Annotated in this window: 24 protein-coding genes; all 24 read left to right on the top strand. The window is 45.3% G+C overall.

Annotated features, from left to right (window positions below):
* A partial coding sequence (locus WC955_08140; protein MFA5859023.1) for a zinc-binding dehydrogenase occupies positions 1-485 on the top strand: 485 nt, incomplete at its 5' end.
* Positions 482-2,275 carry an FAD-binding protein gene (locus WC955_08135; protein ID MFA5859022.1) on the top strand — a complete coding sequence of 598 codons (1,794 nt, stop codon included), beginning with the start codon at positions 482-484 and terminating at the stop codon, positions 2,273-2,275. The genes WC955_08140 and WC955_08135, both read left to right, overlap by 4 nt.
* A gap of 228 nt (positions 2,276-2,503) precedes the next feature.
* Positions 2,504-2,746, top strand: coding sequence for a hypothetical protein (locus tag WC955_08130; GenBank protein MFA5859021.1), 243 nt, complete (start codon positions 2,504-2,506; stop codon positions 2,744-2,746).
* A complete protein-coding gene (locus tag WC955_08125) occupies positions 2,719-4,134 on the top strand; it encodes an SUMF1/EgtB/PvdO family nonheme iron enzyme (protein ID MFA5859020.1) in 1,416 nt (471 codons plus the stop codon). Before WC955_08130 ends, WC955_08125 begins: the two co-directional genes overlap by 28 nt.
* A 25-nt stretch (positions 4,135-4,159) precedes the next feature.
* Positions 4,160-5,098 carry a CsgG/HfaB family protein gene (locus WC955_08120; protein MFA5859019.1) on the top strand — a complete coding sequence of 313 codons (939 nt, stop codon included), beginning with the start codon at positions 4,160-4,162 and terminating at the stop codon, positions 5,096-5,098.
* 107 nt (positions 5,099-5,205) lie between these two features.
* On the top strand, positions 5,206-6,198 hold the full coding sequence (locus WC955_08115; GenBank protein MFA5859018.1) for a sugar kinase: 993 nt from the start codon (positions 5,206-5,208) through the stop codon (positions 6,196-6,198).
* A 10-nt stretch (positions 6,199-6,208) separates the two neighbouring features.
* Positions 6,209-6,859 carry a bifunctional 4-hydroxy-2-oxoglutarate aldolase/2-dehydro-3-deoxy-phosphogluconate aldolase gene (eda, locus tag WC955_08110; GenBank protein ID MFA5859017.1) on the top strand — a complete coding sequence of 217 codons (651 nt, stop codon included), beginning with the start codon at positions 6,209-6,211 and terminating at the stop codon, positions 6,857-6,859.
* A gap of 4 nt (positions 6,860-6,863) precedes the next feature.
* The gene (locus WC955_08105; GenBank protein MFA5859016.1) at positions 6,864-8,201 is read left to right on the top strand and encodes a PhoH family protein; all 1,338 of its coding nucleotides are present in this window, start codon (positions 6,864-6,866) and stop codon (positions 8,199-8,201) included.
* Positions 8,202-8,320: 119 nt separating this feature from the next.
* Positions 8,321-9,817, top strand: a complete 1,497-nt coding sequence (locus WC955_08100; protein MFA5859015.1) for a DUF2851 family protein — start codon at positions 8,321-8,323, stop codon at positions 9,815-9,817.
* A 109-nt stretch (positions 9,818-9,926) separates the two neighbouring features.
* On the top strand, positions 9,927-10,544 hold the full coding sequence (locus WC955_08095) for a site-2 protease family protein (protein ID MFA5859014.1): 618 nt from the start codon (positions 9,927-9,929) through the stop codon (positions 10,542-10,544).
* A gap of 52 nt (positions 10,545-10,596) precedes the next feature.
* On the top strand, positions 10,597-11,595 hold the full coding sequence (gene trpS, locus WC955_08090) for a tryptophan--tRNA ligase (protein ID MFA5859013.1): 999 nt from the start codon (positions 10,597-10,599) through the stop codon (positions 11,593-11,595).
* A gap of 3 nt (positions 11,596-11,598) precedes the next feature.
* Complete coding sequence (locus WC955_08085; protein ID MFA5859012.1) at positions 11,599-12,423, top strand: segregation/condensation protein A; 825 nt, start codon at positions 11,599-11,601, stop codon at positions 12,421-12,423.
* Positions 12,424-12,462: 39 nt separating this feature from the next.
* Positions 12,463-13,050 (top strand): SMC-Scp complex subunit ScpB, encoded by a 588-nt coding sequence (gene scpB / locus WC955_08080; protein MFA5859011.1) that lies wholly within the window; start codon positions 12,463-12,465, stop codon positions 13,048-13,050.
* Entirely contained in the window at positions 13,037-15,109 is a 2,073-nt protein-coding gene (locus WC955_08075) for an elongation factor G (GenBank protein MFA5859010.1), read from the top strand. Before scpB ends, WC955_08075 begins: the two co-directional genes overlap by 14 nt.
* A gap of 55 nt (positions 15,110-15,164) precedes the next feature.
* Entirely contained in the window at positions 15,165-16,160 is a 996-nt protein-coding gene (gene galT, locus WC955_08070) for a galactose-1-phosphate uridylyltransferase (GenBank protein ID MFA5859009.1), read from the top strand.
* 34 nt (positions 16,161-16,194) lie between these two features.
* A complete protein-coding gene (gene glgA / locus WC955_08065) occupies positions 16,195-17,667 on the top strand; it encodes a glycogen synthase GlgA (GenBank protein ID MFA5859008.1) in 1,473 nt (490 codons plus the stop codon).
* Positions 17,668-17,705: 38 nt separating this feature from the next.
* A complete protein-coding gene (locus WC955_08060; GenBank protein MFA5859007.1) occupies positions 17,706-19,454 on the top strand; it encodes a DUF5693 family protein in 1,749 nt (582 codons plus the stop codon).
* The gene (gene csaB / locus WC955_08055) at positions 19,424-20,518 is read left to right on the top strand and encodes a polysaccharide pyruvyl transferase CsaB (GenBank protein ID MFA5859006.1); all 1,095 of its coding nucleotides are present in this window, start codon (positions 19,424-19,426) and stop codon (positions 20,516-20,518) included. The genes WC955_08060 and csaB overlap by 31 nt, the downstream gene beginning before the upstream one ends.
* Positions 20,515-21,342 carry a permease-like cell division protein FtsX gene (locus WC955_08050; protein MFA5859005.1) on the top strand — a complete coding sequence of 276 codons (828 nt, stop codon included), beginning with the start codon at positions 20,515-20,517 and terminating at the stop codon, positions 21,340-21,342. Before csaB ends, WC955_08050 begins: the two co-directional genes overlap by 4 nt.
* Positions 21,317-22,507: a peptidoglycan DD-metalloendopeptidase family protein gene (locus WC955_08045; GenBank protein ID MFA5859004.1), complete on the top strand. Its 1,191-nt coding sequence runs from the start codon at positions 21,317-21,319 to the stop codon at positions 22,505-22,507. Before WC955_08050 ends, WC955_08045 begins: the two co-directional genes overlap by 26 nt.
* A 51-nt stretch (positions 22,508-22,558) precedes the next feature.
* Positions 22,559-23,815, top strand: a complete 1,257-nt coding sequence (locus WC955_08040; GenBank protein MFA5859003.1) for a S41 family peptidase — start codon at positions 22,559-22,561, stop codon at positions 23,813-23,815.
* 1 nt (position 23,816) lies between these two features.
* Positions 23,817-24,896, top strand: a complete 1,080-nt coding sequence (gene tsaD, locus WC955_08035) for a tRNA (adenosine(37)-N6)-threonylcarbamoyltransferase complex transferase subunit TsaD (protein MFA5859002.1) — start codon at positions 23,817-23,819, stop codon at positions 24,894-24,896.
* 158 nt (positions 24,897-25,054) lie between these two features.
* The gene (larB, locus tag WC955_08030) at positions 25,055-25,744 is read left to right on the top strand and encodes a nickel pincer cofactor biosynthesis protein LarB (GenBank protein ID MFA5859001.1); all 690 of its coding nucleotides are present in this window, start codon (positions 25,055-25,057) and stop codon (positions 25,742-25,744) included.
* 127 nt (positions 25,745-25,871) lie between these two features.
* Positions 25,872-26,893, top strand: a 1,022-nt coding sequence (locus WC955_08025; GenBank protein ID MFA5859000.1) for a LarC family nickel insertion protein, incomplete at its 3' end; no start/stop codon positions are given.

Raw genomic sequence — 26,893 nt, 5'->3', positions numbered from 1 at the left:
CTGAGAATATTATTGTTATTGGAACGGAACGCAGCAGGCATAGGCTTGAGTTGTGTAAAGAGTTCGGTGCAACGGATATTCTTATTAACGACAAAACCACAGCGGATGAGCGCATAGAATTTGTGAGATCAAAAACACAAGGGCGCGGGGCTGAACTTGTGGTAGAATGTACCGGCAACGTTAATGCCTTAGCGGAAGGCGTTAAGATGGTAGCACCCGGCGGGATGTACGCCTTACCCGGGATCGCAACACCAGTGGGATACGTTGAGTTTGATGTGTACACCGATATTTGCCGGAAAAATGTTGCGCTCCAGGGTTCATGGGTGAATGATTATACGCATCTTGAGAAAGCTGTCCGGCTGGTGTTATCCGGGAAGTATCCGTTCAACAAAATTGTTACCCACCGTTATCCGTTGAAGGATGCGAATATTGCGTTGGAGATGGCGGTTAACCGTAAAGCTTTGAAGGCGGTTATTAATCCGTGAATACTAAAAACCTTACCTGCGATGTCCTTGTTATAGGCAGTGGTGGTGCGGGTATCCGTGCGGCAATCGCTGCGTATGAAACAAACCAAAACCTGGATATCATACTTGCTACCCGCGGGAAACTCGGGAAAAGCGGTGTTACCGCCACAGCGTGTTCTGACCGTATGGCGTTCCACGCAACGTTGAAACATACCGAACCGGGAGGAAAAAATAATTGGCATCATCACGCGAAAGATATTTATGATATCGGCGGGCGTGTATCAAGTTATGCGCTTGCGAAAATATTGGCACAAAATTCAGCTGATGCGTATGAGTACCTTGACTCACTCGGTGTGCCATTTGTCAAACATAACGGAAAGCCGCATCAGTTTATCACCGATGGGTCGGAGTATCCCCGCGCATGTTATACCGGTCCGTACACCGCGAACCATATAGAAGCTGCGTTAGTGAAAAAGGTTAAACGTACCGGAGTAAAAGTTATTGAAGATTGTTTCATCGCTGATTTAATTGTGGAAAACAATATTATCCGCGGAGCGTGGTGTATTGACGAAAAAACCGGTGAACTTATGGGGTTCAACACCTCAAGAATTATACTCGCAACCGGTGGGCCCGGTGGGGTTTTTGGTGTCAACGTTTATCCTGATGGTATGAATGGCGATGGGCACGGGATGGCGTTACGCGCAGGAGCGGAACTCGTTAATATGGAGTTCATACAGATAGGGTTGTGTTCTATAAAAACAAAACTTGCGTGTTCCGGCAGTATGATGCGTGCGGTACCAAGAATTGTTGATGACCGCGGGGTTGAGTTTTTGCATAAGTATCTTTCAACAGATATGTTATTCAATACCGTATTCCGTAAAGGCGCAAGTTGGCCGTTATCTTATGAAGATGAAGCGAAGCTCGTGGATATAGCGGTCTACCGGCAGATACAGAAGGGTAGAAAAGTTTTTCTTGAGTACTCACATAACCCCAGAGGGTTTAGGTTTGACCTTCTTGACAAAAAGTGGCAGTTGCGCTATGAGTCTGAAGTTAAACATCGGGGTTCAGTAACCACAGAGGAACGTGATAGGTCGCCGTTATCAAGGCTGAGGGAGATTAATCCCGAAAGCGTGGAGTGGTTCCGCCGTCGGGGTATTGATTTAGTGAAGGGTGATAAAATAGAAATCGCGCCGGCAATCCAGCATTTCCAGGGTGGGGTTAAGATTGATATCCACGGGCGTACCACAGTCAACGGGTTGTACGCGTGCGGCGAATGCGCGGGGGGGCAGCACGGAGCTAACCGTCCCGGGGGTAATGCGTTGCTTGACACGCAGGTATTCGGTAAAATCGCGGGTACTCATGCTGCGGTAAGTATGAGAAAAGTGAAAACTATAACTTCGAAAAGTGTATCTTCAAATATAGAACAGTTCGTACAAAAGTTTAGTAACGCATATTTATCATCCCGCGGTGTACCTGCAGATAAAGTGATAAAGCAGGTGCGGGAACTTATGTCTTCCACCGCGAGTGTTGTCCGTGTAAAAGATGATGTCATTGCAGGGATTGCGGGGCTTAACAAAGTAATGACTGCAAAAATTGGGAATAAAACCGTGAAACCCGGGATGATTGGCTTCGTCTCTACAGTAGAATCCGTGAATATCCTGCAAACCGCGCAAGCAGTATTGAATGGTATAAAAACGCGGAATGAAAGCCGTGGGCCGCATCTAATGTTCGCGTCACCAGGCGATAACATACCTGTTAAACGCAGTAAGAAATACGACAATAAATGGGTTATTTTGCGGCGAGTAGTTTGAGTTCTTAGAAAAACATGAAAAGTACGCCGATTATTACCCAAAACTGACCGAAGATAAAGATGAACATCCACTTTATCATCCATACCAATAACATTTAGTATATGCTTTTATCCATACTATTGTCGATACAAAAATATTTAAACCTTGGATACAAACAATAATAATTTGTATTATGTATAACATCGTAATATGGAGTTTTATATGCATAAGAAAAGAGGTGATGTTCGAATGACGCGAGTGTTGGAAGGGATTCTTGATCCCACGGGAATGTTTACGGTTGAAGTTGGGACGCTTCCTCATCATAGTGTTAAAGTTCAAGTGAATATTATTGCAGAAAATAGCGCTGCAAAAAACAAGAAGCGTGTGATAAAAGAGATGGATAGTATTAGATATCGTTTGAGCAAGAAAGCGAATGGGAAAAGCGGGGTTGGGATAATACGCGAATGGAGAGAAAAGAGATGCAGGTATTAGATACTTCAGTTGTGGCGAAATGGTACTTTTGTGAAAATGATACTGATAAAGCATTACAGTTGCGAAACACACATATAAAATACAAGAAAATGATTGTTTTACCGGATCTTACGTTAATTGAGTTGGCAAATCTTGTATGGTTTATGAACATTCACAGTTTTTATGGAAGACGGTTGTGCCTGGCGATAGGGTTATTCACGGTACTATTATTTGTGCCAACAGTGTTTGCCGGTGGGTTCTCCGTCGGATTAATGAACGCTGTGAAGGAAGACTCTAAAACATTGAATAACAAGATACTGGAATATAGTAATTCATCAGAGAATAACGGGAATAACACGAGTAATGTTCCCGTTGCACCCGGTAATTTACATTTAACAGTAGTATCAACCAGCCAAATTAACATTACCTGGACGGATAACTCAACTAACGAAGATGGGTTCTTTATAGAACGTAAAACCGGTTCCAGCGGGACGTACAACAGTATCGGAATGGTTAGCGCGAATGTTATAACGTATAGTAATACAGGTTTGTCCGCGGGTACGCAGTACTACTATCGTGTCCGTGCGTTTAATACCGCAGGGAATTCAGCGTATTGCGCAGAAACTTACGCGACGACACAAGCGTTCAGTGGTCCTCCCGCGGGAATGGTTGCAATACCAGCCGGGAATTTTACAATGGGGTCGAGTTCGAATACAAATGAACAGCCAATTCATTCAGTATATCTCAATGCATATTATATCGATAAATACGAAGTTACCAACGGGCAATACAAACTATTTATTGATTCAGGGGGATACATAAACTCATCCTATTGGACAACTGAAGGGTGGGCATGGAAAGGAAGTACTGTTACTCAGCCGTCTTATTGGGTAGACAGTACCTATGGTTATAGCGCGACAAACGGTCCGAACTTACCAGTCGTAGGAGTTAGTTGGTACGAAGCGTATGCGTACGCAAAATGGGCGGGGAAACGGTTACCTACTGAAGCCGAGTGGGAAAAGGCAGCTAGAGGAACGGATCAACGGATGTATCCGTGGAGTAGTACATGGTATAACAACTATTGTAATTGGTACGATGGAACAAGTGGAGATGGTAGTCAGGATGGATATAGCACAACTGCGCTGATAGGAAGTTATGAAAACGGAAAAAGTCCCTATGGTTGTTACGATATGTCAGGAAATGTGTGGGAATGGTGTAACGATTGGTATGGTGATACATATTACAGTAGCAGCCCAAGTAGTAATCCCGCGGGGCCCGGTACCGGCGTTACCCGAGTGTTACGTGGCGGTTCTTGGAGCAACTCCGTTACCAACTGCAGGTCCGCGGATCGTAACACATACAACCCTTTAAATAGATATAACAACTTAGGTTTTCGTTGTACGAAGTAGTATTATTTAGTGGAGATTTTTATACGTGAATAATAAAGTAATAGTTTTAACGGCAGCATTAATAGCGTTTTTGTCATCGTCTATCTTTGCTGGAATAAACTACGAAAATAACAGGTTATCACTCGGCCTTTTCTATTCAGGTATATCAGTAAAGTATGGTTTTGCAAAAAAGGTTGGGTTGCAGTTTTCTTATCAAGGGATGGAACAAAACACTGCAGTTGGCAGCCGCGTATATTTTTATCTCACACCTGCGAGTAAGTTTGTTTGGTTTCTTGGCGGTGAAGCTGATCGTATAACACTGGCTGCCGGGACAGACGGGAAAAGTCTTGGTAACGGATTGTTCTTCGGTGCGTTTGCAGGGCTTGAATATTATTTCCTGCCGAACCTAAGTTTAATAACCGACCTTACTGCCGGGCAATTGACTCTTCAAAGCAGCCAGATAGGTATTGAAAAGGTTAGTATCCAAAATATTAATGAGCATGTGATAGCGAATCTTGGGATGAACCTGTACTTCGGAAAACCCTATGCTTTTGAGGATAAAGTGACTGCCAAAAAGTATGAATCCGCGATTAATATCGCGGTATCCGAATTTGCGGGGCGTAATGTGTCAGATATGGACTCCGCGATGGTGTCCGACTTTGTCCGTGAAATTATTTCACAGGATAAACGCTACGTACTTGTAGAACGCGGGAATATGCAAAAAATCCTTGCAGAACAGCAGTTCCAGTCCACCGGGTGCACATCATCGGAATGCGCGGTTAAAATAGGCCGGTTGTTGAACGTAAAAAAGATTGTTATCGGCAGCCTTGGTAAACTCGAGAATGTGTATCACATACAATTATCGGTTGTGGATGTGGAGACAGGGGAACAGGTTAACGAAGGTATCAAAGCCTATTCTGCAGATGAACTTGACGGTAAAACTAAAGAACTTGCTAACCGTATCGCTAACCTTGTATGGAAATAAACGCGAAACCTTCCAATTCCTTTACTTCATATTAAGAAAAATTGTATTATAGGTATTAATTATTATTAGGAACATTTTTGATAAAAAAGAAGGGGTGGTGGGCTAACATGAGTGGTAACTACAAAGTTGTAACCTTTGGTGAAGCGATGCTGCGGTTATCCCCGCAGAATTTTGAACGCCTGGAGCATGCAAGAAGTTTACGTACGGAAGTCGGTGGGGGTGAGCTCAACGTCGCGGTGATCCTCAGCCGTATGGGTGTACCGTCCGCGTGGGTGAGTGCATTGCCGAATAATACAATCGGCCATATGGTGCGGAACAAAGCGCGGGAACACGGGGTGGATACCGATAATATCGCGTGGTCAAAAGAAGGGCGCGTGGGGTTGTACTTCATGGAATACGGCGCGCTGCCAAGAGCGTCCCGGGTGATATACGACCGTGCAGGGTCGGCGATCAGTATGATAAAACCCGGCGATATTGACTGGGAAAAAGTGTTGAAGCCGGCAAAGCATTTGCATACCAGCGGGATCACACCGGCACTTAGTAAGTCAGCTGCGGAAGTTACAAAAGAAGCGTTGGTTACCGCAAAAAAACTTGGCCTCACCGTAAGTTACGACCTTAACTACCGTGCTAAGTTGTGGACTGAAGCAGAATCGCGGAAGTGTCAGGAACCGTTGATGGAATACGTTGATGTGCTTATAACCACAGAAGAGGATACGAATAAAGTTTTTGGTATCAAAGGGACAAACTACGAGGAAGTAGCGAAAACGTTAGCCGATAAGTTTAAGTTCAAGGTTGTAACCATAACCCTGAGGAAAGATATTACCGTCTGGACAAATGACTGGACAGCCATAGCGTATGCTGATGGTAAGTTGTATAAAGACAAAACGTATTCCGTAGAAATCGTTGACCGTGTCGGTGCGGGTGATTCCTATTCCGGCGGGTTTATCTACGGATATATTGACGGGGATATTGATAAAGGCGTAAAACACGGTAATGCCCTGGCTGCGCTTAAGCATTCAATGCCGGGCGATCTTAACTGGAGCACAAAAGAGGAAGTTGAAGCGCAGATTAAGGGCGCGGGATTAAGGATTAGCAGGTAATTATATTATTATGGATAAACAACAATGTTTGGAGATCGTAACCTCAACCGGTATAGTGGCAGTTGTACGTGTGGATGATGCAAAAAAAGTTAATAATATTGCGGATGCGTTACTCGCAGGCGGGGTTAAATGCATAGAAATTACATTAACCGTTCCCGGTGCGATTGATGTTATCAAAATACTGGCAAAAGAGTATAGCGATAAAGCTGTGATCGGTGCGGGTACGGTACTTGACGCGGAAACCGCAAGGATGGCAATCCTTGCCGGGGCGGATTATATCGTTAGCCCCGTATTGAAACTCGATGTTATCGCTATGTGCCGGAGGTACTCAAAAGCTGTGGTACCCGCAGGGATTACCCCGACAGAAATTCTTACCGCCTGGGAAGCCGGGGCGGATATCGTAAAAGTTTTTCCTGCGACATCACTTGGCCCGCAGTTTTTTAAGGACGTTCTTGCGCCGTTACCCTATGTAAAAATGTTGCCAACCGGCGGGGTAAGCCTGGAAACCGCAGGGAAGTTTATACAGGCTGGCGCAGTAGCGGTTGCTGCGGGGAGTAATCTGGTTAACAAAAAACTTGTCGCTGAGAATAAATGGGATGAAATTACGGTGCTTGCGAAAAAGTATATTGATGCGGTGAAGTCCGCGAGGGAAGGAATTTAATAAAATGAGTACGACAGCTGCTGAGGCATGTAAACGTAAAACTTTTGTACTGGATACCAACGTTCTTCTGCATGATACTGATGCGATGTATAACTTTGCGGATAATAAGGTGTCAGTCCCGATGGCGGTTATTGAGGAGTTGGATAACTTTAAGAAACTCGCGGATGAACGCGGGCGTATGGCACGCCAGATTTCGCGTAACCTCGACGGGTTAAGAAAACACGGGAAGCTCAGTGAAGGCGTTCCTCTGAAGAACGGCGGGGTGTTAAAAATTGAACTTGAGCATAATGCGAAGATCGCGTATGATTTTGAAAGTTCAAAAAAGGATAACCGCATACTTCTAACCGCCGTAGCGTTACAGCAAAAAGGGGAGAATGTTATATTTATATCCAAAGATATTAATCTGCGGATAAAGGCGGAGGCTGTTGGCTTATTAGTACAGGATTATGAGAAATCTAAGGTTAAGTTCGATGAGCTCTATACCGGCTGGCGTACTATTGAGGTTGATGTTGAGTTAATCAATAAGTTTTATGCTGATAAAAAACTTAAATGGAACGACAAAGATAATCTGTTAATGCCGAATGAGTTTGTTCTCATGAAAAATAAAGTTAACCCTTCGCAGTCGGCATTAGGGAAGTACGTAAAAAAAACGGGTGAGATCATGCCGTTATTCCACCAGGAAGCGCATCCCTGGGGATTGTCGCCTCTTAATATTGAACAAAAGTTTGCGTTAGAACTTCTTCTCTGCGACGATGTTAACCTCGTAACTCTTGTCGGGATCGCGGGGACCGGGAAAACGTTGTTATCCATCGCCTGTGGGTTACAAAAAACTGTGGATGAACATATGTACCGCCGGTTATTCATTTGCCGGCCGATTATCCCTCTTGGCCGGGATATTGGATTCCTCCCCGGGACGAAGGAAGAAAAACTGGGACAGTGGATGGGTGCGATACAGGATAATCTTGAGTTCCTGATTGACCGTAAGGGCGATAATGAGAATGTTGAAGAAAAAACACAGTACCTTTTTGAAACCGGGAAAATTGAGATTGAAGCGCTGACCTATATCCGCGGGCGTAGTTTGCCAAAACAGTATATCATCGTGGATGACGCGCAAAACCTTACCCCGCATGAAACTAAGGCGATTATCAGCCGCGCAGGTGAGAATACAAAGGTTATACTTACCGGCGATCCGTATCAGATAGATAACCCGTATCTTGACGCATCAAGTAACGGGTTGACCTATCTCGTGGAACGGTTTAAAGGGCAGGAAGTGTTCGGCCAGATTATGTTCTCAAAATCTGAACGCAGCGTGCTTGCAGGATTAGCTGCGGAGTTATTATAAGAAATACTTTCTTTCTGAATAAATAGTGAACGCGTTATTACTAACGTGAACGTGATGGTTATTATTATGATTATGACATTGACATTGACAATGACTGTGCGAAAGGGGTGGTGCGTACGATGTTGTTATGGGAAGAAAAAATTATTGGGGATAGCGAACTTCTTACCGGCGTATATTTTGCGTTAAGAAAAAAGTATGGGTTACTTCTGCGTGAACAACAGTGTTTACCCACAAAAATTGTGCTTACCGAAAAACAGTTGCGTACTATATGGTATGACCAGGCGTATGACCGCCGCGGGATGAGGACTGTTGATGATAAAAAAGTTGTTATCCTGTCTCCCGGTGTGTGGAACCTTGATCCCGGGCCGGATTTTATTAATGCAAAAATACGTGTTAACCACCGCGTGATTGAAGGCGATATTGAACTGCACCTGCGGAATACTGACTGGTATGCGCATAAGCATCAGTTGGATAAACGGTATGACAATGTTGTGCTTCACGTATGTTTTCATTCCATTGCGAAGAAGAGGTTTATACGTAAAGGTATGCATGAACTTGAATTAGGGAAGTATATGTACGCGCAGTCGTATGCGTTACCCGAATCAGGGGTTGAGGGGTATCCGTTTACCAGTGAGAGTATTACGGGTAAGTGCGGGAAAGCGGTTATTGCGGAGAATCTTATCCGTGTAGAAAACATTATTTTAGCAGCGGGTGAAGCGCGGTTTGTTATCAAAGCAGAAACCTATGAGAGTATACTAAAAGAAAAACGTTCTATCGACGAGGTTATGCATTACGGGATCCTTGAGTGTTTGGGGTATAAGGATAATAAGGAGGCGATGCGGTCTCTAGCAAAAAAGGTTACCCACATGCAAATTAATGCCGTTATTGCTGGTTCTGAAGCAGGGAGTGATAATAAAAGTGATAACGTTGAGAAGTTATTATTAACCTCCGCGGGGTTAATGGGGAATATTGGTGGTAATACAGGGAAGCAAAGTGTTTCCTGGGTGTTTAATAACCTTCGCCCGGTGAATTACCCGCAGCGGCGGCTTGCGGGATACGCTGCGATGGTTACAAAACTTGCTCCCCGCAGTGTTACTGACTGTATTGACATGATTGTTGAGCAGAGTATAAAAAATAATCTTCTTCCGGAACTTGCGCTTGAGGAGTTGGTGCGTATCATAGTCCAGCCTGCGCGTGGATACTTTGCGGAACGTTGTGTCTACGGCGGGAGAGAAGCGTTTCCGAAGTACGCGTTTATCGGGCGTAACCGCGCAATGGTGGTGCTCTCCAATAGCGTGTTACCGGTAATGTATGTATACTACAAAAGCAGGGGTAAGGATTTATCCGCGAAGTATGTACGCAGGTTGTACCGTGCGGTGCCGTGTTTGGAACTTAACCGCCGGGCAAAACTTATGTCCTGCCGTATCTTTGGGCCGGTGAGGTTGAAGAATTATCACATAAAAAGTGAACTTCAGCAACAGGGGTTGGTGCAGTTATTCCACGATTTTTGTGATGAAAAATGTATGAGATGCGTGTCATGTGTACTACCTGATATTTTGCAGATACCTACCGCGGAACTACAGAATATGGTGAAATATTTGGTACAGGTGCAGTAAGGCAGCGTTCCTGCCAAAAAAGTCGTTGACTTTTGTTCTTGTATTAGTATACCATATACAATTTAATGTATATACAAAGAAAATTTGTAGGGAAGTATACCAGAAATCTATGGCATTATCTACAGCGTTAATGACAGTGTTTTTGTTGCTGTTTTCCGTGGTTGCGCATGAGTATGCGCATGGATGGATGGCAGAAAAATGTGGGGATGATACCGCACGCGCTATGGGTAGGCTGACTTTCAACCCGTTGCCCCATATCGATATCATAGGGTCGATTGTGCTACCAATGGCATGTATTATGTTAGGTACCCCGGTGATTGCCTGGGCAAAGCCTGTACCGGTTGATCCTAACCGGTTTAATAATCCCAGGATGGATATTGTTAAGGTCGGCCTTGCGGGTCCCGTTGCAAATATCGTGGTTGCTGTGGCATTCTCATTGGTTCTGTGGGTATTGCCGATACGGGATTCTATAACAAAATTGTTATACGAGACCTTTAATATGGGGTTGTATATCAACCTTATCCTCGCGGTGTTCAATATGCTGCCGATCCCGCCGCTGGATGGGTCTAAGGTTGTATCCGGGTTTTTGCCGTATAACCTTGCTATGCGGTACCTTAGTTTGGAACAGTACGGGTTTATTGCAGTATTCGCGATGCTGTATCTTGGCTGGATTAATACGTACCTCACTGTAACAGCCGGGTTTCTTTATAGGTTGTTAGTACCATAAAAAAGCGTTGTTTTGTCGTTAGTGTTAGTATTAAGAAAATTGAAGGTGGGTTATGAATAGTAGTAGTGTTAATAAAAAACGTATACTTTCAGGGATGCGGCCCAGCGGGAAATTGCATGTAGGGCATTACTGGGGTGCGTTGGTTAACTGGGTTAGGCAACAGGATGAGTATAAGTGTTTTTATATGGTTGCGGACTGGCATGCGCTGACCAGTGAGTATGCGGATACTAAGGATATTGAGTCTAACGTACGTGAGATGGTGATTGACTGGCTGGCTATAGGGTTGGATCCCCAAAAATCGGTTATTTTCCGTCAATCCGCTGTGAAACAGCATGCAGAATTGTTTTTGTTGTTATCAATGATCACGCCGTTGCCGTGGCTTGAACGGTGCCCTACTTATAAAGAACAGTTGAGGGAGGTTACCACGCGTGATCTTTCAACTTACGGGTTCCTCGGGTATCCTGTCCTGCAGGCAGCGGATATCATGGTATACCGCGCGGATGCTGTGCCCGTAGGGGAGGATCAGTTAGCGCATTTAGAACTTACCCGCGAGATTGCGAGGAGGTTCAATAATTTTTATGGTAATACTTTCCCGGAACCACAGGCGTTGTTATCGCAGTCGCCACGGGTGCCCGGGATTGATAACCGTAAGATGTCAAAATCGTATGGGAATTCTATACTTCTCTCCGACGATGAGGATGCGGTCAGGTCTAAGGTAAAACAAATGTTTACGGATCCCGTTAAAATTAAGCTCAACGATAAAGGGCATCCCGAAGGGTGTGTTGTCCATGCGTTTTATAAGATTTATATAGAGTCCCACGAAAAACGTGCGGCTGAGTGTAAGGCCGGTGGGACGGGTTGTGTTGCGTGTAAGAAAGAATTGTCTGAAGCGCTGATCACTGCGTTAAAACCTTTACGTGAAAAACGGCAGGTGATTGCCAAAGATCACGCTATGGTAGAGGTTATCCTCAAACAGGGTAACGAGTACGCGTGTACTGTTGCGGAGGATACCATGAAAAAAGTTAGGGAAGCGGTGAAAATACTTGGGTAATCTATGAGTAATAATACATTTATGGAAGATAATAATTATCAGATAAAACTTGAGAATTTTGAAGGGCCGATGGACCTTCTGATATACCTCATCAAACGTGATGACATTGATATTTATGATATACCCATTGCTAAGATTACGGAAGAGTATCTCCGGTATGTTGAGATGATTAAGATGCTGAAACTGGATACCGTTGGAGAGTTCCTGGTGATGGCTGCGACTCTTATGCAGATTAAGGCACAGATGTTATTACCGCGCCCGCAGGTGGTGGATGGCGATGAGACAGGGCCTGACCCGCGGGAAGAGCTTATCCGCAAACTTCTTGAGTACGAGAAGTATAAACAGGTGGCGTTGGTACTGGATAAAAAAGAGGACCAGCAGTACGGCGTGTTTTACCGGCAGAACATGGTGCTTAATGACGAAGATTATAGCCTTGAGGTATCCTTGTTTGACCTTCTCGCTGCGTTTAAGAAAGTTGTGGAGGAAACCAGTGAGAATGTTAAGGAAATCGTGTATGACGAGATACCTCTGGATCAAAGAATACGTGAAATCATTGCAATGCTTGAGAGTAAAGAGTACCTTGTGTTCTCCGACCTATTTGTTTCTAACTCAAGTAAGGCGTATTTTATTGTTACCTTTCTTGCGGTACTTGAACTTGTGAAGGAACGGCAGCTTGCGGCACGGCAGAACGCGTTATTCGGGGAGATACGGGTTTATAAAGTGGTAGCCAGTGAAACAAAACCTGCTGATACTGAAAATCAGGGTAGTGATACTGTTGCGGTACCGCAGGAGAAAAAGGATGAGAGTACTGACGAAAGTATTAAATAACGAACGGATAGATAGAGGGGAGACTGGAGCAGGGATTGTATGGAAAAAGAGGATATTAAGAAAGTTATTGAAACGTTATTGTTTATAAGTTCCAACCCAATATCGTCAACGCGGTTCGCTGAAGTGTTGAAGGCAAAGGAAGAGGATGTAAAGGCTGCGTTGGATGAGTTGGTACGGGATTATGAACCCCGTGCTTTACAGGTGCAGGAGATTGCAAACGGGTATGTGATATCTACACGTAAAGAGTTCAGCCAGTGGATCCGCGAGTTTTTTAAGGAAAAAACTGCGTTGCGGTTGTCAAACTCGGCATTAGAAACATTATCAATTATTGCGTATAAACAGCCGGTTACCCGCGCGGAGATCGAGCAGATACGCGGGGTGGATATCGGCGGGGTGATTGATAAACTGCTGGAACGTAAACTTATCAAGATGGTTGGGCGTAAGGAAACTATCGGGAAGCCTATGTTATACGGTACGACGGAACAGTTCTTAAAATATTTTGGGTTAAAAACAATTGCGGACCTTCCTCCGATGGAGGAGTTCAGTAAGGATAACGCCGCTGCGGCGGTTAATGTTGAAGACGAAAATATTATTGAGGAAAGGACAGACGATAATGAAAACGTATGAGACTGCAAACATCAGGAACGTGTGCCTGCTTGGCGGTTCGGGGACAGGGAAAACTACGTGTGTTGAAGGTATTATGTTTTCTCTGGGGTTAACCACCCGGTTCGGCAGTGTGGAGGACGGGAATACGGTATCAGATTTTACCGATGAGGAAAAGGAACGCAGGAGTTCACTCTACGCGTCATTAATGTCTGTGGAGTACGAAGGTAAGGTTAAACTAAACATATTTGATGCGCCGGGGTTCGCTGATTTTTATGGGGAAACGTTTGGCGCAATCTATGCTTCGGATAATGCAGTATTTGTGCTTGACGCTACTGCAGATGTTGATGCGGATACTGAAACGTTATGGGATGAATGCGTTAAACGCGGAATACCTAAGATCGTTGTGGTTAATAAACTGGATAAGGAAAACGCGAATGCGCGTACCTGCTTGAATAAACTTAATGAAAAACTCGGGATCCAGGCTGTAATGTTCCAGTTGCCGATAGGTGAGGCACAGAATTTTTCGGGGATCGTTGATGTCCTCAGCGGGAAGGCGTTTAAGTATACCGACGGTAAACCCGCAGGGATTGAAGTTCCCGCTGATCTTAAGGCCGCACTGGCGGAACAACGGGATAAGCTTATTGAATCAATCGCTGCAGAGGATGAAAAACTTATTGAAAAATATCTTGAAGGTAAAGGCCTTACTGACGAAGAACTTCAGGCTGGGTTGTTAAACGGGTTGAGGTCAGGCAAAATTGTGCCGGTTCTGTGTTTATCGTCCACACAGAGAGTGGGGATCGATCAGTTATTGAATTTTGTTAGTTCATACCTCCCGTCACCCGCAGGGAGGAAGTATAAGAATAAGGATGGTGAGGAATTTGAGGTCGGGAAACAGAAAGAACTCGCGGCGGTTGTATTCAAAACATACCTTGAACCGCATACCGGCAAGGTTTCCTATATAAAAGTTTTATCCGGTGAACTCAAGGGCGGGAGTGATGTTTATAATGTCACCCGCCGTGTGTCAGAACGTATCGGGCAGGTATCCACCGCATCGGGTGCTGTACGGTCTGAAGTCGCGAAAGTTGTTGCGGGTGATATCTGTACGCTTGTCAAGATGAAAGAAACGCTGACTAATAATACGCTTGCATCGGATAATAAACAGCAGGAAGTTGCAAAGATTGAATTCCTTGACCCAAAACTTGAGATGGCGGTGTATTCCAACAACAAGGGTGAGGAAGATAAACTCGCAACCGGCCTTGCGGCGGTGGTACAGGAAGATCCGACACTGCGGTTTTATTTTACAACAGAAACACGGGAATGGATTTTATCCGGGCTGGGGATGGTGCAGCTCGATAATGTCGTGAAGAAAATTCAGGCACGCGCGAATGTTAAGATTGAACTTCAAAAACCAAAGATTCCGTATAAGGAAACTGTTAAGGGTAAGGTTGAACAACAGGGGAAGTTTAAACGGCAATCCGGGGGAAAAGGGCAGTACGGGGATTGCTGGTTAAAGATTGAGCCTCTGGAACGCAGTGCAGGGTATGAATTTGTTGATAATATCTCCCAGGGGCGTATCCCAAAGAATTATATTCCGTCAATTGAAAAAGGTATTAAGGAAGCTATGGAACAAGGTATTATCGCGGGGTATAATCTTGTGGACGTAAGGGTAACACTGTTTGACGGGTCGTACCATGAAGTTGATTCTTCTGATATGGCGTTCAAGATCGCGGGGCGTATGGCTATGCAGAAATGCGTGGAAACCGCTAATCCTACAATACTTGAACCGATCATGAATCTTGAGATTCAAACACCGGATGATTTTGTCGGTGCTATTATGGGTGACCTTAATTCGCGGAGAGGTAGGGTTCTGGGGATTGAGCGTGAAGGTAAGAAACAGGTGATCAAAGCTACGGTGCCGTTATCCGAAATGTTTAAGTACGCAGCGGATCTAAGGTCATTAACCAAAGGCGCGGGGCAGTTTAAGATGACAGTATCGCATCTGGAAGAAGCGCCGTTCCCGGTACGCCAGAAGTTGATTGAAGAGTTTAAGGCTAAGGGCGGGAGAAAAGACGAAGAATAGGTGTTCGTTTAGAATATAATTAAGTTTTATTTAGTTGAAAGGAAGGTAGTTTTTTATGCCAGAACTTCGGCGTGATCCTATTATGGGACGTTGGGTAATTATTTCTACTGAACGCGGAAAACGGCCTCTGGATTATGGGCGTGAAGGTGAAGAAGAAACTAATAAGCCGTGCCCGTTTTGTGAGGGGAATGAATCAGCAACACCGGCAGAAACGCTTGCGTACCGCCAGGCGGGGATGGTGAAGGACGGGCCCGGGTGGTGGGTACGCGTAGTGCCGAATAAGTTTCCTGCGTTGCAGATTGAAGGGTCAATGCATCGTACCGGTGAAGGGATGTATGACCGTATGGCTGGGATTGGTGCGCATGAGGTTATTATTGAAACACCGGAACATAAGAAAGATTTTGCTGATCTTTCTGATCATCAGGTTGAAGAAATATTTTGGGCATACCGTGACCGTATAATGGACCTGAAAAAAGATCCGAGGTTTGAGTATATACTTGTCTTCAAAAACCGCGGTGCCGCAGCCGGTGCGTCGTTAGTGCATCCGCATTCGCAGTTGATTGCGTTGCCGGTTGTGCCGTTACGCGCTAGGCAGTTGATTAACGGGTCAAAAAATTATTATGAGTATAAAGAACGTTGTGTGGTATGCGATATGAACGCGCAGGAGACTGCGTCACAGACACGGATTATAACGGAGAATGATGATTTTATCGCGTATTGCCCGTTCTCCAGCAGGTTCCCGTTTGAGATTAAGGTTGTGCCGAAGCATCATGACGCTGTGTATGAGGACGCTCAAAAACATGAGATCGGTAATCTCGCGAGGATTATGAAAATCTGTATGTACAAACTAAAACGCGTGCTTGATGATCCGCCGTATAATTTTTTGATACATAACTCGCCGATCCGCGAGGTGCATAACCAGTTTTTTCATTGGCATCTTGAGATCATACCGAAACTCGTGAAGGTTGCGGGGTTTGAGTGGGGTTCAGGGTTCTATATTAACCCGACACCTCCGGAGGAAGCGGCACAGTTTTTGCGTGAGGCTGAATAATTAAATTTTTAGTGTAGGAGGAGAAAAAAGAAAAATGAAAGTTGCATTTGCAGTATCGGAATGCGTACCGTTTGCGAAAACAGGCGGGCTGGCGGATGTCGCAGGGGCGTTAGTGAAAGCTTTAAAAAAACGTAAGGCTGATGTTTGTCTTGTAATGCCGAAATATAAGAATATTGATGTTGAAAAGTTTAAACTTAAACCTTTGATCAACTCATTGCTTATCCCGATCGGCGGCGGGTTGCAGGTTGCAAATGTGTGGGTAGGTAAGCTTGACCGCACGATAAACGTGTATTTTATTGAGAATGAACAGTATTTCGGGCGTGAAGAATTGTACCGCACAGCGGCTGGGGGGGATTATGCGGATAACGCTGAACGGTTCATCTTTTTCTCGCGGGCAGTGCTTGAAACCTTAAAAGCTGTGGATTTCCAGCCGGATGTCCTGCATTGTCATGACTGGCAGACCGGGTTGATCCCTGCGTACCTGCGGACAATATATCTGCTGGATGGGTTTTATCGGCATACAGCGTCGGTGTTTACCATCCATAACATCGCGTTCCAGGGATTTTTCCCGCCGGAAGTAATGAGTACCGCGGGATTTGCGTGGTTTGATTTCACACCGGATAAACTTGAGTACTACGGGCAGGTTAACTTTATGAAAGCAGCAATAACATTCGCGAATGTTATCACTACAGTAAGCCCGACCTATGCAAAAGAAATTCAGGAATCTCATGAGCTCGGAAGAGGGATGGAGAACGTTTTAGGCGGGCGTAGTGAGGATTTGTACGGTATCGTAAACGGTATTGATTTAGCTGAGTGGAACCCCGAGAAAGATGAGTACTTACCTAAGAATTATACTGTAAAATCTTTGGAGAATAAGGTTGAGTGTAAACAGGCGTTGTTTGAAGAACTTGGATGGCCGGTAGATCTTACAATACCGGTACTAGGAATGGTTTCACGGTTGGATCCTCTAAAAGGGTTTGACCTGCTTGCACAGGCGGTGCATACGCTTATGCAGCGTGAAATTAGGTTGGTAATCCTTGGCCGCGGGGATTCTATGTATGAAGCTGCGTTGACTAAGATGGCGGAAAAGTTTCCGGACCGTATCGCCGTTAAACTTGATTTTAATGAACCTATGGCTCATAAGATTTATGCGGGAGTTGATATGTTTCTTATGCCGTCAAGGTTTGAACCTTGCGGGTTAGCTCAGATGATTGCAATGCGGTACGGGACTGTGCCGGTAGTGCATACCACCGGAGGGTTGGCGGATACTGTAGTGGATTATAGCCCGGAAACAAAAAAAGGGAATGGTATTGCGTTTACGGAATATAACTGCGACGCATTCCTTGCGGCAATTGACCGGGGGATCGCGTTGTATAACGATAAAGAGCAGTGGGGTAAGATTTTAAAGAACGCGATGGCCGGGAATTTTTCGTGGGAAAAATCTGTCCGGAAATATCAGGAATTGTATAAGCTTGCTATACAGAAACGCGAGGCGTTTAACCCGTAAACTCAAACTGGGTTTGGGTGGTTAGGTTAGAGATTATAATGAAGTATGACAAAAGGTTGTTATATGCGGCACTGACATTACTCTGTGCAGCGGCAGTACCGTTTATTGCTATACGGTTGATGCACGAAACTGCGCAGGGGATTGTGGAGTTGTGTATTGACCGTCCCGGGTATTATTCTTTGTGTATGAACGCAGGATATTCCTGGGATGAGTTCCTCATAAAATCGCGGGAGTTAAACATATCATCGGTTGGGATTGACCGGATGAATGTCGGGATGCTGAAGGATGATCCCAGAGTTATTGTTTTCACGCAAAATGAACGTGAGAGATTGGTGGCAACCGGGTTAGTTTCAGCGTCTACCTTACCGAGAGGTGAAACCTGGCTTTCGCAGGAACGCGGGATCATCACGGGCTTACAGTCAAAGTTTAATCCTGTCTTCAAAAATAAGCTTCAGGTAAGTACTCAGGGGCAGTATAGTATGCTTACCCTGCCCCGGGGTTTGACTCCGGAGACTGATCTGTGGTATGACAAAGCACAGGTTGTACAGGCAAAGGAGTTTGGGTATAAGGTTGTCCTTAAAACCGATGAGTATTTTGATCTAAATTACGGTATCACACAGGAGGTTAGCCAGATCTCCGGGGTTTATCCTCAACCCGATGCGGTTAATCAGGTACGCGCAAATATATTTCCTGTGTTTGATGAGATAAAAGATGTTAAGTTATGTATCCCTGAACTTAGCGTCCTGCGGTTATGGGATGTTGGTAACAGGGAATATAATTATTGCCGTGTGCATAGGATCGGAGAACGCGAGATCAACAGGTACCTGCGTTCTGCGGAACCGGTTGAGGCGGTTGTACAGAGGTATGTTACAGCTGTTAAGGAACGGAATGTAAGGATGCTGTATCTCACGCCGTTACCCAGGGGTATGATTGGGGATAACGGGGTTGGGGTTATTGATACGCAGTTCATGTTGTTTGAGAAGTTATCTGCTAAACTACAAAAAATGGGGTATAGGTTTGATACTGTCCCGCCATGGCCGTCATTCTTCAGGAAGTCGGTTTCCACAAGGGTACTGCTGGCTTTTGTTATAGCAATATTATTCCCTATACTTGCGATCTGGAATTTTTGTTTGCATCAGGATAGCGATAATACGGTAGTAGCGTTCACCGAAATTTGTTTATTCACTTTTACGGCGGTGATACTAAACTCCGCGTTGTTATCCGGTACGGAATTCGCGGTTAAACTCGTGGAATTCCGTGCGGTGAAGGCTGCATTATTTTTGCCGGTCATACTTATCGCGGGATACGTTTTGTACCCGAAACTTAATGAGATACTGGGGTATAAATTAAGGATTATTGATATTCTCATACTTACGGGGGTTGGGGTTGTACTATTACTGTTTATGCTGCGTAGCGGGAATGATTCCGGGATTATGTTGCCCGGGGAAAAGGTTGTACGCAGCGCATTGGATAACTTCTTATTTGCCCGGCCGAGAAGTAAAGAGTTTATGTTCGGGCATCCGTTGTTGATACTTGGGATTTTTATATGGGGAAGATGGGTATCCACCGGGAAAAAGGTGGATTTATTGTGGTACCTTTCCCGCATGGGGATTATATTCGGGATGGTAGGGCAGGTTTCTGTGATTAACACGTTCACACACGCGCATACGCCGTTATGGGTGTCGTTACTGCGCACCTTTAACGGGTTGGTGATTGGCGTGGTGCTCGGGGTCGTACTGACGGGTATCTGGACATTATGCGAGAAAAAGAAATGGCTCGTGTACTGATAAGCGGGTATTATGGGTTTGGTAACCTCGGGGATGAGGTCATACTTAAAACAATAATTACTGCATTAACTTCCTGCGGGGAAGGGGTTGAACTAAAAGTTTTATCCGCGGATACTGAGAGTACCTCCGCGGTGTTTGGCGTAGAAGCGGTTCCACGGTGGAACTTCTGGAGTGTACTCCCCGGGATTTTGTGGTGTAACTATTTTATCCTTGGCGGGGGTGGGTTGATACAGGATAGGACCGGGAGCGTTACCGCGTATTATTATCTTATCCTGAGCCTGGCTGCACTGGTATTCGGGAAAAAACTTATTATTTATGCACAGGGGTTCGGGCCGGTTAAGTCCGTGGTGGTTAAACGTTTGTGCGGGTATATTTACCGCCGGGCTAAGGTTATTACCATGAGGGATAAGGGCAGTGCGGTATTATTATCCTCCACAGGAGTGGGGATTGATAAAATTGTTGTCACTGCTGACCCTGTATGGGCGTATGAGTGTGAACCCAAACCCTCTGCGGGGCAGGTTAATAGAGGGAAGGGTAAGTATTTTTGTGTGATACCCCGTGCGGAGCTTACTCACGAAGAGATTGTTAGTATAGCAGAGGCGGTGGATGGGTTGTCCATAGAGTACGGGTTTAATGAAGCCGTGATTTTACCGTTTCAACCCTTATGCGATACCGCTGTGTCAGAAGAGTTAGCGCGGTACATAAAAAAAGTTAGGCCCGTAGTTGCGGATGGGTATCAGAAGTTTGGTGATGCGCTGAACATTATCTCCGGTGCGGCGGGGGTTATCACCATGCGTATGCACGGCGTGGTGTTCAGCCTTAAAGCCGGGGTGCCGGTGGTAGGGTTTGGGAATGATAATAAAATCGGTACCGCTATAATTGACGGGGGTGCGTGCCCGCGGGCATGGGTTAGGCGTATCGAAGTTAAACAATTAGGTGCGAGGTTAAAAGAAGTAATGGTGAGTTGGAACGCGGAGGATAGTGTGAGAACTGATAAAATTGCTGAAATACAGAGGTTGGCAAAACAGAATTCTGAAATTTTAATTAAGGAAGTGTGTAAATGACAGGACGGACAGTTTTTACGGTACTTTTCAGGGGTATGATCTACCTTATCTTTGCGGTTGTGTACAGTATACTCTTAATAGGGTATAGTTCGGTGAATAAGTATTATCACAAGATGGAGGCTGGGATTGAGGTAACCGCATTCCTTAATCAGGATGTTGATATGCCAGGGGTGGCGCAGGTAGCGGAAAAACTTAGGGCGGAGCCTTATATTGGTGAAGTGCATTATGTATCCCCGGAAGATGCGTTACGCGAGTTTGTAAAGAATGAGTTTTTTAAGCAAACACTTACGCTTCTGCCGGAGAATCCGTTACCTTCGTCGTTTGTGATAAAACTGAAATCACCGGGGACGGATCTCGAAAGATTATTGGATCTCGTTAAGGCAATGAAGGAAATTGAGGTAGTGTTTTATAACGACGAAAAAGTTGGGCAGCTGGAATTCGCGGGGAAAGTTAAAACCGCGGTATCTAAGCTTGTTATTCTTATCAGTACAATGATTACCGTTGTGTTTATCGTTGTCTTAACATATTTTATCAGTGCGAAGTTAAGTACCGGGCTTATAATGTCGGGAGATGCGAAGATTGAGTTGATTACCATACTTGTGGCGGTAGCGGTATGTTTTGTGGTGTTAAGATTAACCCTTGCAGTGTACGCGTATGACTGGCTGGGATTCCTCAACGCGTGGCAGTGCGGGGTGGTATTGTTATCCGCATTAGTGCTGGGGTTTGGCGTAGTGGTTGCTGATGCAGTAAGCGCAACCACTGTTATAGTTGGGAAGTCAGGGAGTGGTGATTCTACAGATGATGATGCGGTTGCGGGTTCATAGTTCAGTATATATTCTGGTACTTACAGCTGTTTTATTATCCCCGGGATGCCGGGGCGGGGTGGTACTCTATGCTGATGAGTTTGATAAACAGATTAAGTCGTATGAAAAGGAAATGGAGAATACAAAATCTGAGATCAGCCGTATAGAAGACAGTATCCGTGAGCTTGAGAAAAAAAAAGCTGAGATCATGAATAAGGAAAATAGTATTAAGTCCGGGATAAGGGAGATTGATAATTTGCTGGGGTCGCACCGTTCGAACCTTAAAAAATTGAATAATGATTATAAGTATACGGAATTAAAAATTGCGCAGGCTAAAAAGTTGTGCCTGTACGCTGAGGAAGAGATTAACTGCTGGCAAAAATATCTTTCTTATGAATGGCGTGCGGCGTATATGTGGTACCGCACAAAAGAGGGTGTGTATCCTGTGTATGACGAGTACCTCACACGTGTTTTACAGCAAAAACATTCGTTGCTCCAGCAGTCATTAATGAAAAAAGTTGATGCTGACAGTGAACGCCGGTTGCTGGAGGTTAGAAAAGTGCAGTTAACTAAACGCCAGAAAGAGGTGTTGAGTATTGTCGGGAAAACTTCTTCACAAAAAAAGGAACGTGAGATTGAGCTTGCGCAGACGGCGACCGAAAGAAGGAAGTATGCCAGCGAGATTGATAAATTAAAAAAATCGGCGTCTGATATGCAGAAACTTATTGATATGCTTGAAACAAAGAAGCATGCAACACAGGAGCAAAAACAAAAAGCGTTACTTGCGAGAAATGAGATTTATAAGCTTAAAGGTATGTTTGACTGGCCGGTTGACGGGAAGGTTGTGTCATCTTACGGGAAACATAAACATCCTGAGTTCGATACTTTTGTCATTAATAACGGTATCAAAATTATGCCGTCCGTCCCGGGCTGTGAAGTCCGTGCGATTGCTAACGGTACCGTAGTATATACCGGCGTATTCCAGTCATACGGGAATATTGTGTTGTTAGACCACGGCGGGGGGTGTTATAGCCTCTACGGGACGTTGAATAAAATTTTAGTGCAGAATAATCAAAGCGTTACCGCTGGGAGTGCAATCGGGAATATTACCGGCGGGACTTTATACTTTGAATTCCGCGCGAATGCAAAACCGGAGAACCCGCTGGACTGGCTGGCATCTAAGTAAGTATTGAGGATATATATAGGTAATAGTTTATAGAAGGAGAAGGGTTGTTTAATGCTTAAGAAAAAGGTTGTTTTAGGTGTGGTAGCGCTTGCGCTGGTATCGTCATGTTTATTGTTCTTCAGCCATACACAGGTACCCGCAGCTGAGGATGTGTACCAGCAGTGGAGGTTGATCACAGAGGTGTACGAGCTTATCACGAGGTATCACGTTGAGCCTGTGGAAGGTAAGAAGTTGTTATACGGCGCAGCAAGCGGGATGGTGCGTACACTTGACCCGTTCTCGCAGTTTATGGAACCTGAGACTCACAAAGAAATGAGGGTTGAGACTGAAGGCGAGTTTGGCGGGTTAGGTATACGGATTTCAATTAAAGATAAGTTATTGACCGTAGTAACACCCTTGCCCGGGACACCGGCATACCGCGCGGGGATACAGCCCGGGGATAAGATTGTTAAGATTGAAAATGTTTCAACCGAAGGTATGGATGTTAATGACGCGGTGAAAAAACTTCGAGGCGCACCGGGGACTAAAGTTACGATCACAGTCTGGCGGGAAGGTGAGAAAGAAACGTTTGATATAACGCTTACCCGTGAAGTAATCAAGCTTGAGGCGGTACGTAATGAGATGCTGGATAAAGAGATTGCGTATATCTGGATCCTTGAACTTAACGCCAAGGTTATTGACGACCTGCGTACGGCAATGGTCGGCCTTAAAGAAAAAGGGATGAAAGCGTTAGTGCTTGACCTGCGTTATGACCCGGGTGGGTTATTGAACCAGGCAGTTGAGGTATGCAAACTGTTTATCGGGGGTAATAAGATGATAGTTTACACCCAGGGTCGTGATCCTTCTGCAAAAGAGGAATTCCGTGCGGATATAAAAGCCGTGTACGGCGACCTCCCGGTAATCGTACTTGTGAATAAAGGTTCAGCGTCAGGTGCTGAGATCATAGCCGGTGCGATACAGGATCATAAACGCGGGGTTGTTATTGGTACGCAAACATTTGGGAAAGCGTCAGTCCAGCGGGTATTCCCTCTGAGTGACGGGTCAGGGTTAAGGCTTACCACCGCGAAGTATTATACTCCGCTTGGAAGGTTAATCCACGAGAAAGGTATCACTCCGGATATTGAGGTTACTATCCCGCGGGAAACTGAGATCAAGATACGCGAGCAAAAGGAAATGTTGTACCAGAAAGATGCTGATGCGAAGTCAATCGTAAAGAAAGATGAGCATGTAGAAGATATTATCCTTCAACGCGCAATTGAGTTGCTTAAAGCACGGAATATTTTTCAGGCTATAAAAGAGGAGCAGTAGGCTGAACGTACTGGGGATTGAAACTTCGTGTGATGAAACCGCAGTGGCGGTTGTCAAGGACGGAAGTATTGTTCTTTCAAATATAGTATCCTCTCAGGAACGCGTGCATCGCAGGTTCAACGGTATAATTCCGGAACTCGCAGCACGGATGCATCTTGGGAGTATCAACTGGATGATTGACGAAGCGTTACGGCGTTCACATACGTACCTCCCGGGGTATGCGAATAATCCTACCGAGAAAAAAGGTGTGGGCCGGCAGCGGATAAACCTTATTGCCGTGACCAGCGGGCCGGGGTTAGTCGGGTCGTTGCTCGTAGGGGTGATGACTGCGCGGGTACTCGGGATGCTTACCTCCACAAAAGTATGTCCCGTAAACCATATTGAAGGGCATTTATACGCTAATATGCTGGGTGGTGAGAATATTGCGTATCCGTTGCTTGCATTAATTGTTTCCGGTGGGCATACAGAACTTATACACGTAAAAAAAGTTGGGCGGTACAACGTTCTCGGCCGTACCCGTGACGACGCGGTGGGTGAAACTTATGATAAAGTATCCAAAGTCCTGGGGTTAGGTTATCCCGGCGGGCCCGTGATTGACCGTAACGCTAAACACGGGAATCCCGGGGCAGTAAAGTTTCCACGCCCGTTTATGCGTGAAACCCGCGACTTTTCGTTCTCGGGTATAAAAACAGCGGTTGCTAATTTTGTTAATGATCCGGTGTACCGCAAAAAAATGGTGAATACCGGGAAAGTGAAGGTTTCAACCGCGGATATCGCGTCAAGTTTTCAGCAGGCAATTATCGAAACGCTGGTCACCAAAACTTTACGTACCGCTAAAGAGGTTAACGTAAAAACCGTACTCGTGGGAGGCGGGGTGTCTGCTAATGAAGGGTTACGCCGGGAGATGGTTCTCCAGGGTAAAAGAGAAGGGTTAAAAGTATCGTTCCCGTCAAAACTGTATTGTACCGATAACGCTGCGATGATCGCCGCTGCGGCTTACTGGAAACATAAGTACGCTAAGAATACGAAGTGGGATAATTTTACGGTTGACCCTAACCTCACCGTGCGTTCCTGGCGGTGACCGGGCGTTTTATAGTTCTATAATATATATTTATGATTGGAGACTGGATTTATGGTAGAGGCAATGACAAACAAATACGAGCGATTTCAGAGTTTTCCGTCTGCGGAAAAGGCTATTGAGCGAGTATTGTTTGGCAATGCCTCTCTACGAGAGCTAATATGAAAAAAAGTTATACTCACGCACGGCCGGATTACGCGCGGCATCAGCGGCAGGGTTTCCCCGAAGCTATCTACTGCCCCGGTAAAACCGTGGAACAAATTATTGATATCACCTCGCGGATGTACCATAAACTCGGGTCCGAGCCTATACTTCTTACCCGCGCGGAGGAAAGTGTTATTAGTGCAGTAAAAACAGTTTTCCCTGCGCTGGTATACAATAAGTACGCTAAGATGGGGGTTCTGTTCCCGAAGAAAAAAGTTAATCATAAGAAAAGTAAAACCTTAACAAGTTCGTACGTCGCGGTAGTTACTGCCGGGACGGCGGATATACCTATCGCAGAAGAAGTTGTTACCGTTCTTGATTCATTAGGGAATAAGGTTAAACGCTTATACGATGTTGGTGTTGCGGGGATACATAGGCTACTTGAGAACCAGTCAGTCCTCCGGCATCCGTCCTGTGTAGTAGTATGCGCGGGGATGGAGGGTGCGTTACCATCCGTCGTCGGTGGGCTCGTGAACTGTCCCGTAATCGCAGTGCCTACTTCCGTGGGCTACGGTACGGGGTTCAACGGTATCACCGCGTTATTATCGATGCTAAACTCCTGTGCCGCTAATGTTACTGTCGTAAACATAGACGATGGGTATGGCGCGGGAATTGTTGCGCATCTGATCAACCGTAGGTGTAAATAAAAAAATTAAAATTATTCCGGCAGGGGTGTACGCTAACGAGCGGCCTCAGCGTTTTCCGTCTGCGGAAAAGGCTATTGAGCGAGTAGCGGATACCCCTGCCGTGAATAACTGAAAGGATTATGTTAATATGAAAAACAATAACCAGCTCGTCGTATACCTCGACCTCACATCCGGTGCAGCAGGCGATATGTTTCTTACATCACTGGTCTCCGCATCGGGTGTTAACCCTTCAGCGTTTACACGTAACCTCATACAAAAACTTAACTTAAAAAAGGTATCACCGCAGGTGAGGATAACCGAGACTTCCCGCAAACATTTGCCGTGTTTACAGTTAAACATTAAGAACGGGGAGTATGAGTTTAGTTCCGTCACGGAAATAAAAAGCCTTATCCGTAAAACCAAGTTTTCAGTATACGTAAAAACAATGGCACTAAAAACATTTGATGTTCTCGCAGCGGCGGAAGCTAGTGTTCATCGTGTAAAGAAAGAAAATGTGCATTTTCATGAACTTAACTCCCTGGATACTGTGATTGATATCTGCGGCACATTTTACGCGTATGAACTTATGATAGAAAAGTTTGGGGGTGGATCTGTGGATACTGTGGAAGTGCTGGCATCACCGTTGAATACTGGTTCACTCGCAACTGCTACCGCGCTGATACTGCGTAACCGCGTAATATTTACTAACCCCGAGACCGCGAGGTACGAACTCTGTACACCCACTGGCGCAGCAATCCTTGCCGTTCTTACTCAAAAACAGGGGGTGGGGATGCCCGCAGTAAGAGTGCTCTCCGTAGGGTATGGCGCAGGGACTAAGGATTTTCATCACGCACAGGCTAATGTCGTGAAAACTATTGTTGGGAAATTGGGTTCTCAAACAGGGAACGGTAGCGCAGGGTATATTACAGAATCCGGGCTAGTATTACTTGAAACCAATATTGACGACCTTGACCCGCGGGTATTGCCGTATGTTATGGAACGCTTATTCCGTACCGGCGCGAAGGATGTGTGGTTCACACAGGTTATCATGAAAAAAAATAGGCCCGGGATAGTGATTAGTTCTATCGTTGATAATAATATTCTCTCAAAGGCGGTTGAGGTATTGTTCTATGAAACTACAACCCTGGGGGTAAGAATTATGCCGTTTAC

The sequence above is a fragment of the Elusimicrobiota bacterium genome (assembly GCA_041658405.1).
Lineage (GTDB): Bacteria > Elusimicrobiota > UBA5214 > JBBAAG01 > JBBAAG01 > JBBAAG01.
Note: the sequence above shows the minus strand (reverse complement) of the source record. Positions and strands in the feature narration are given on the sequence as shown.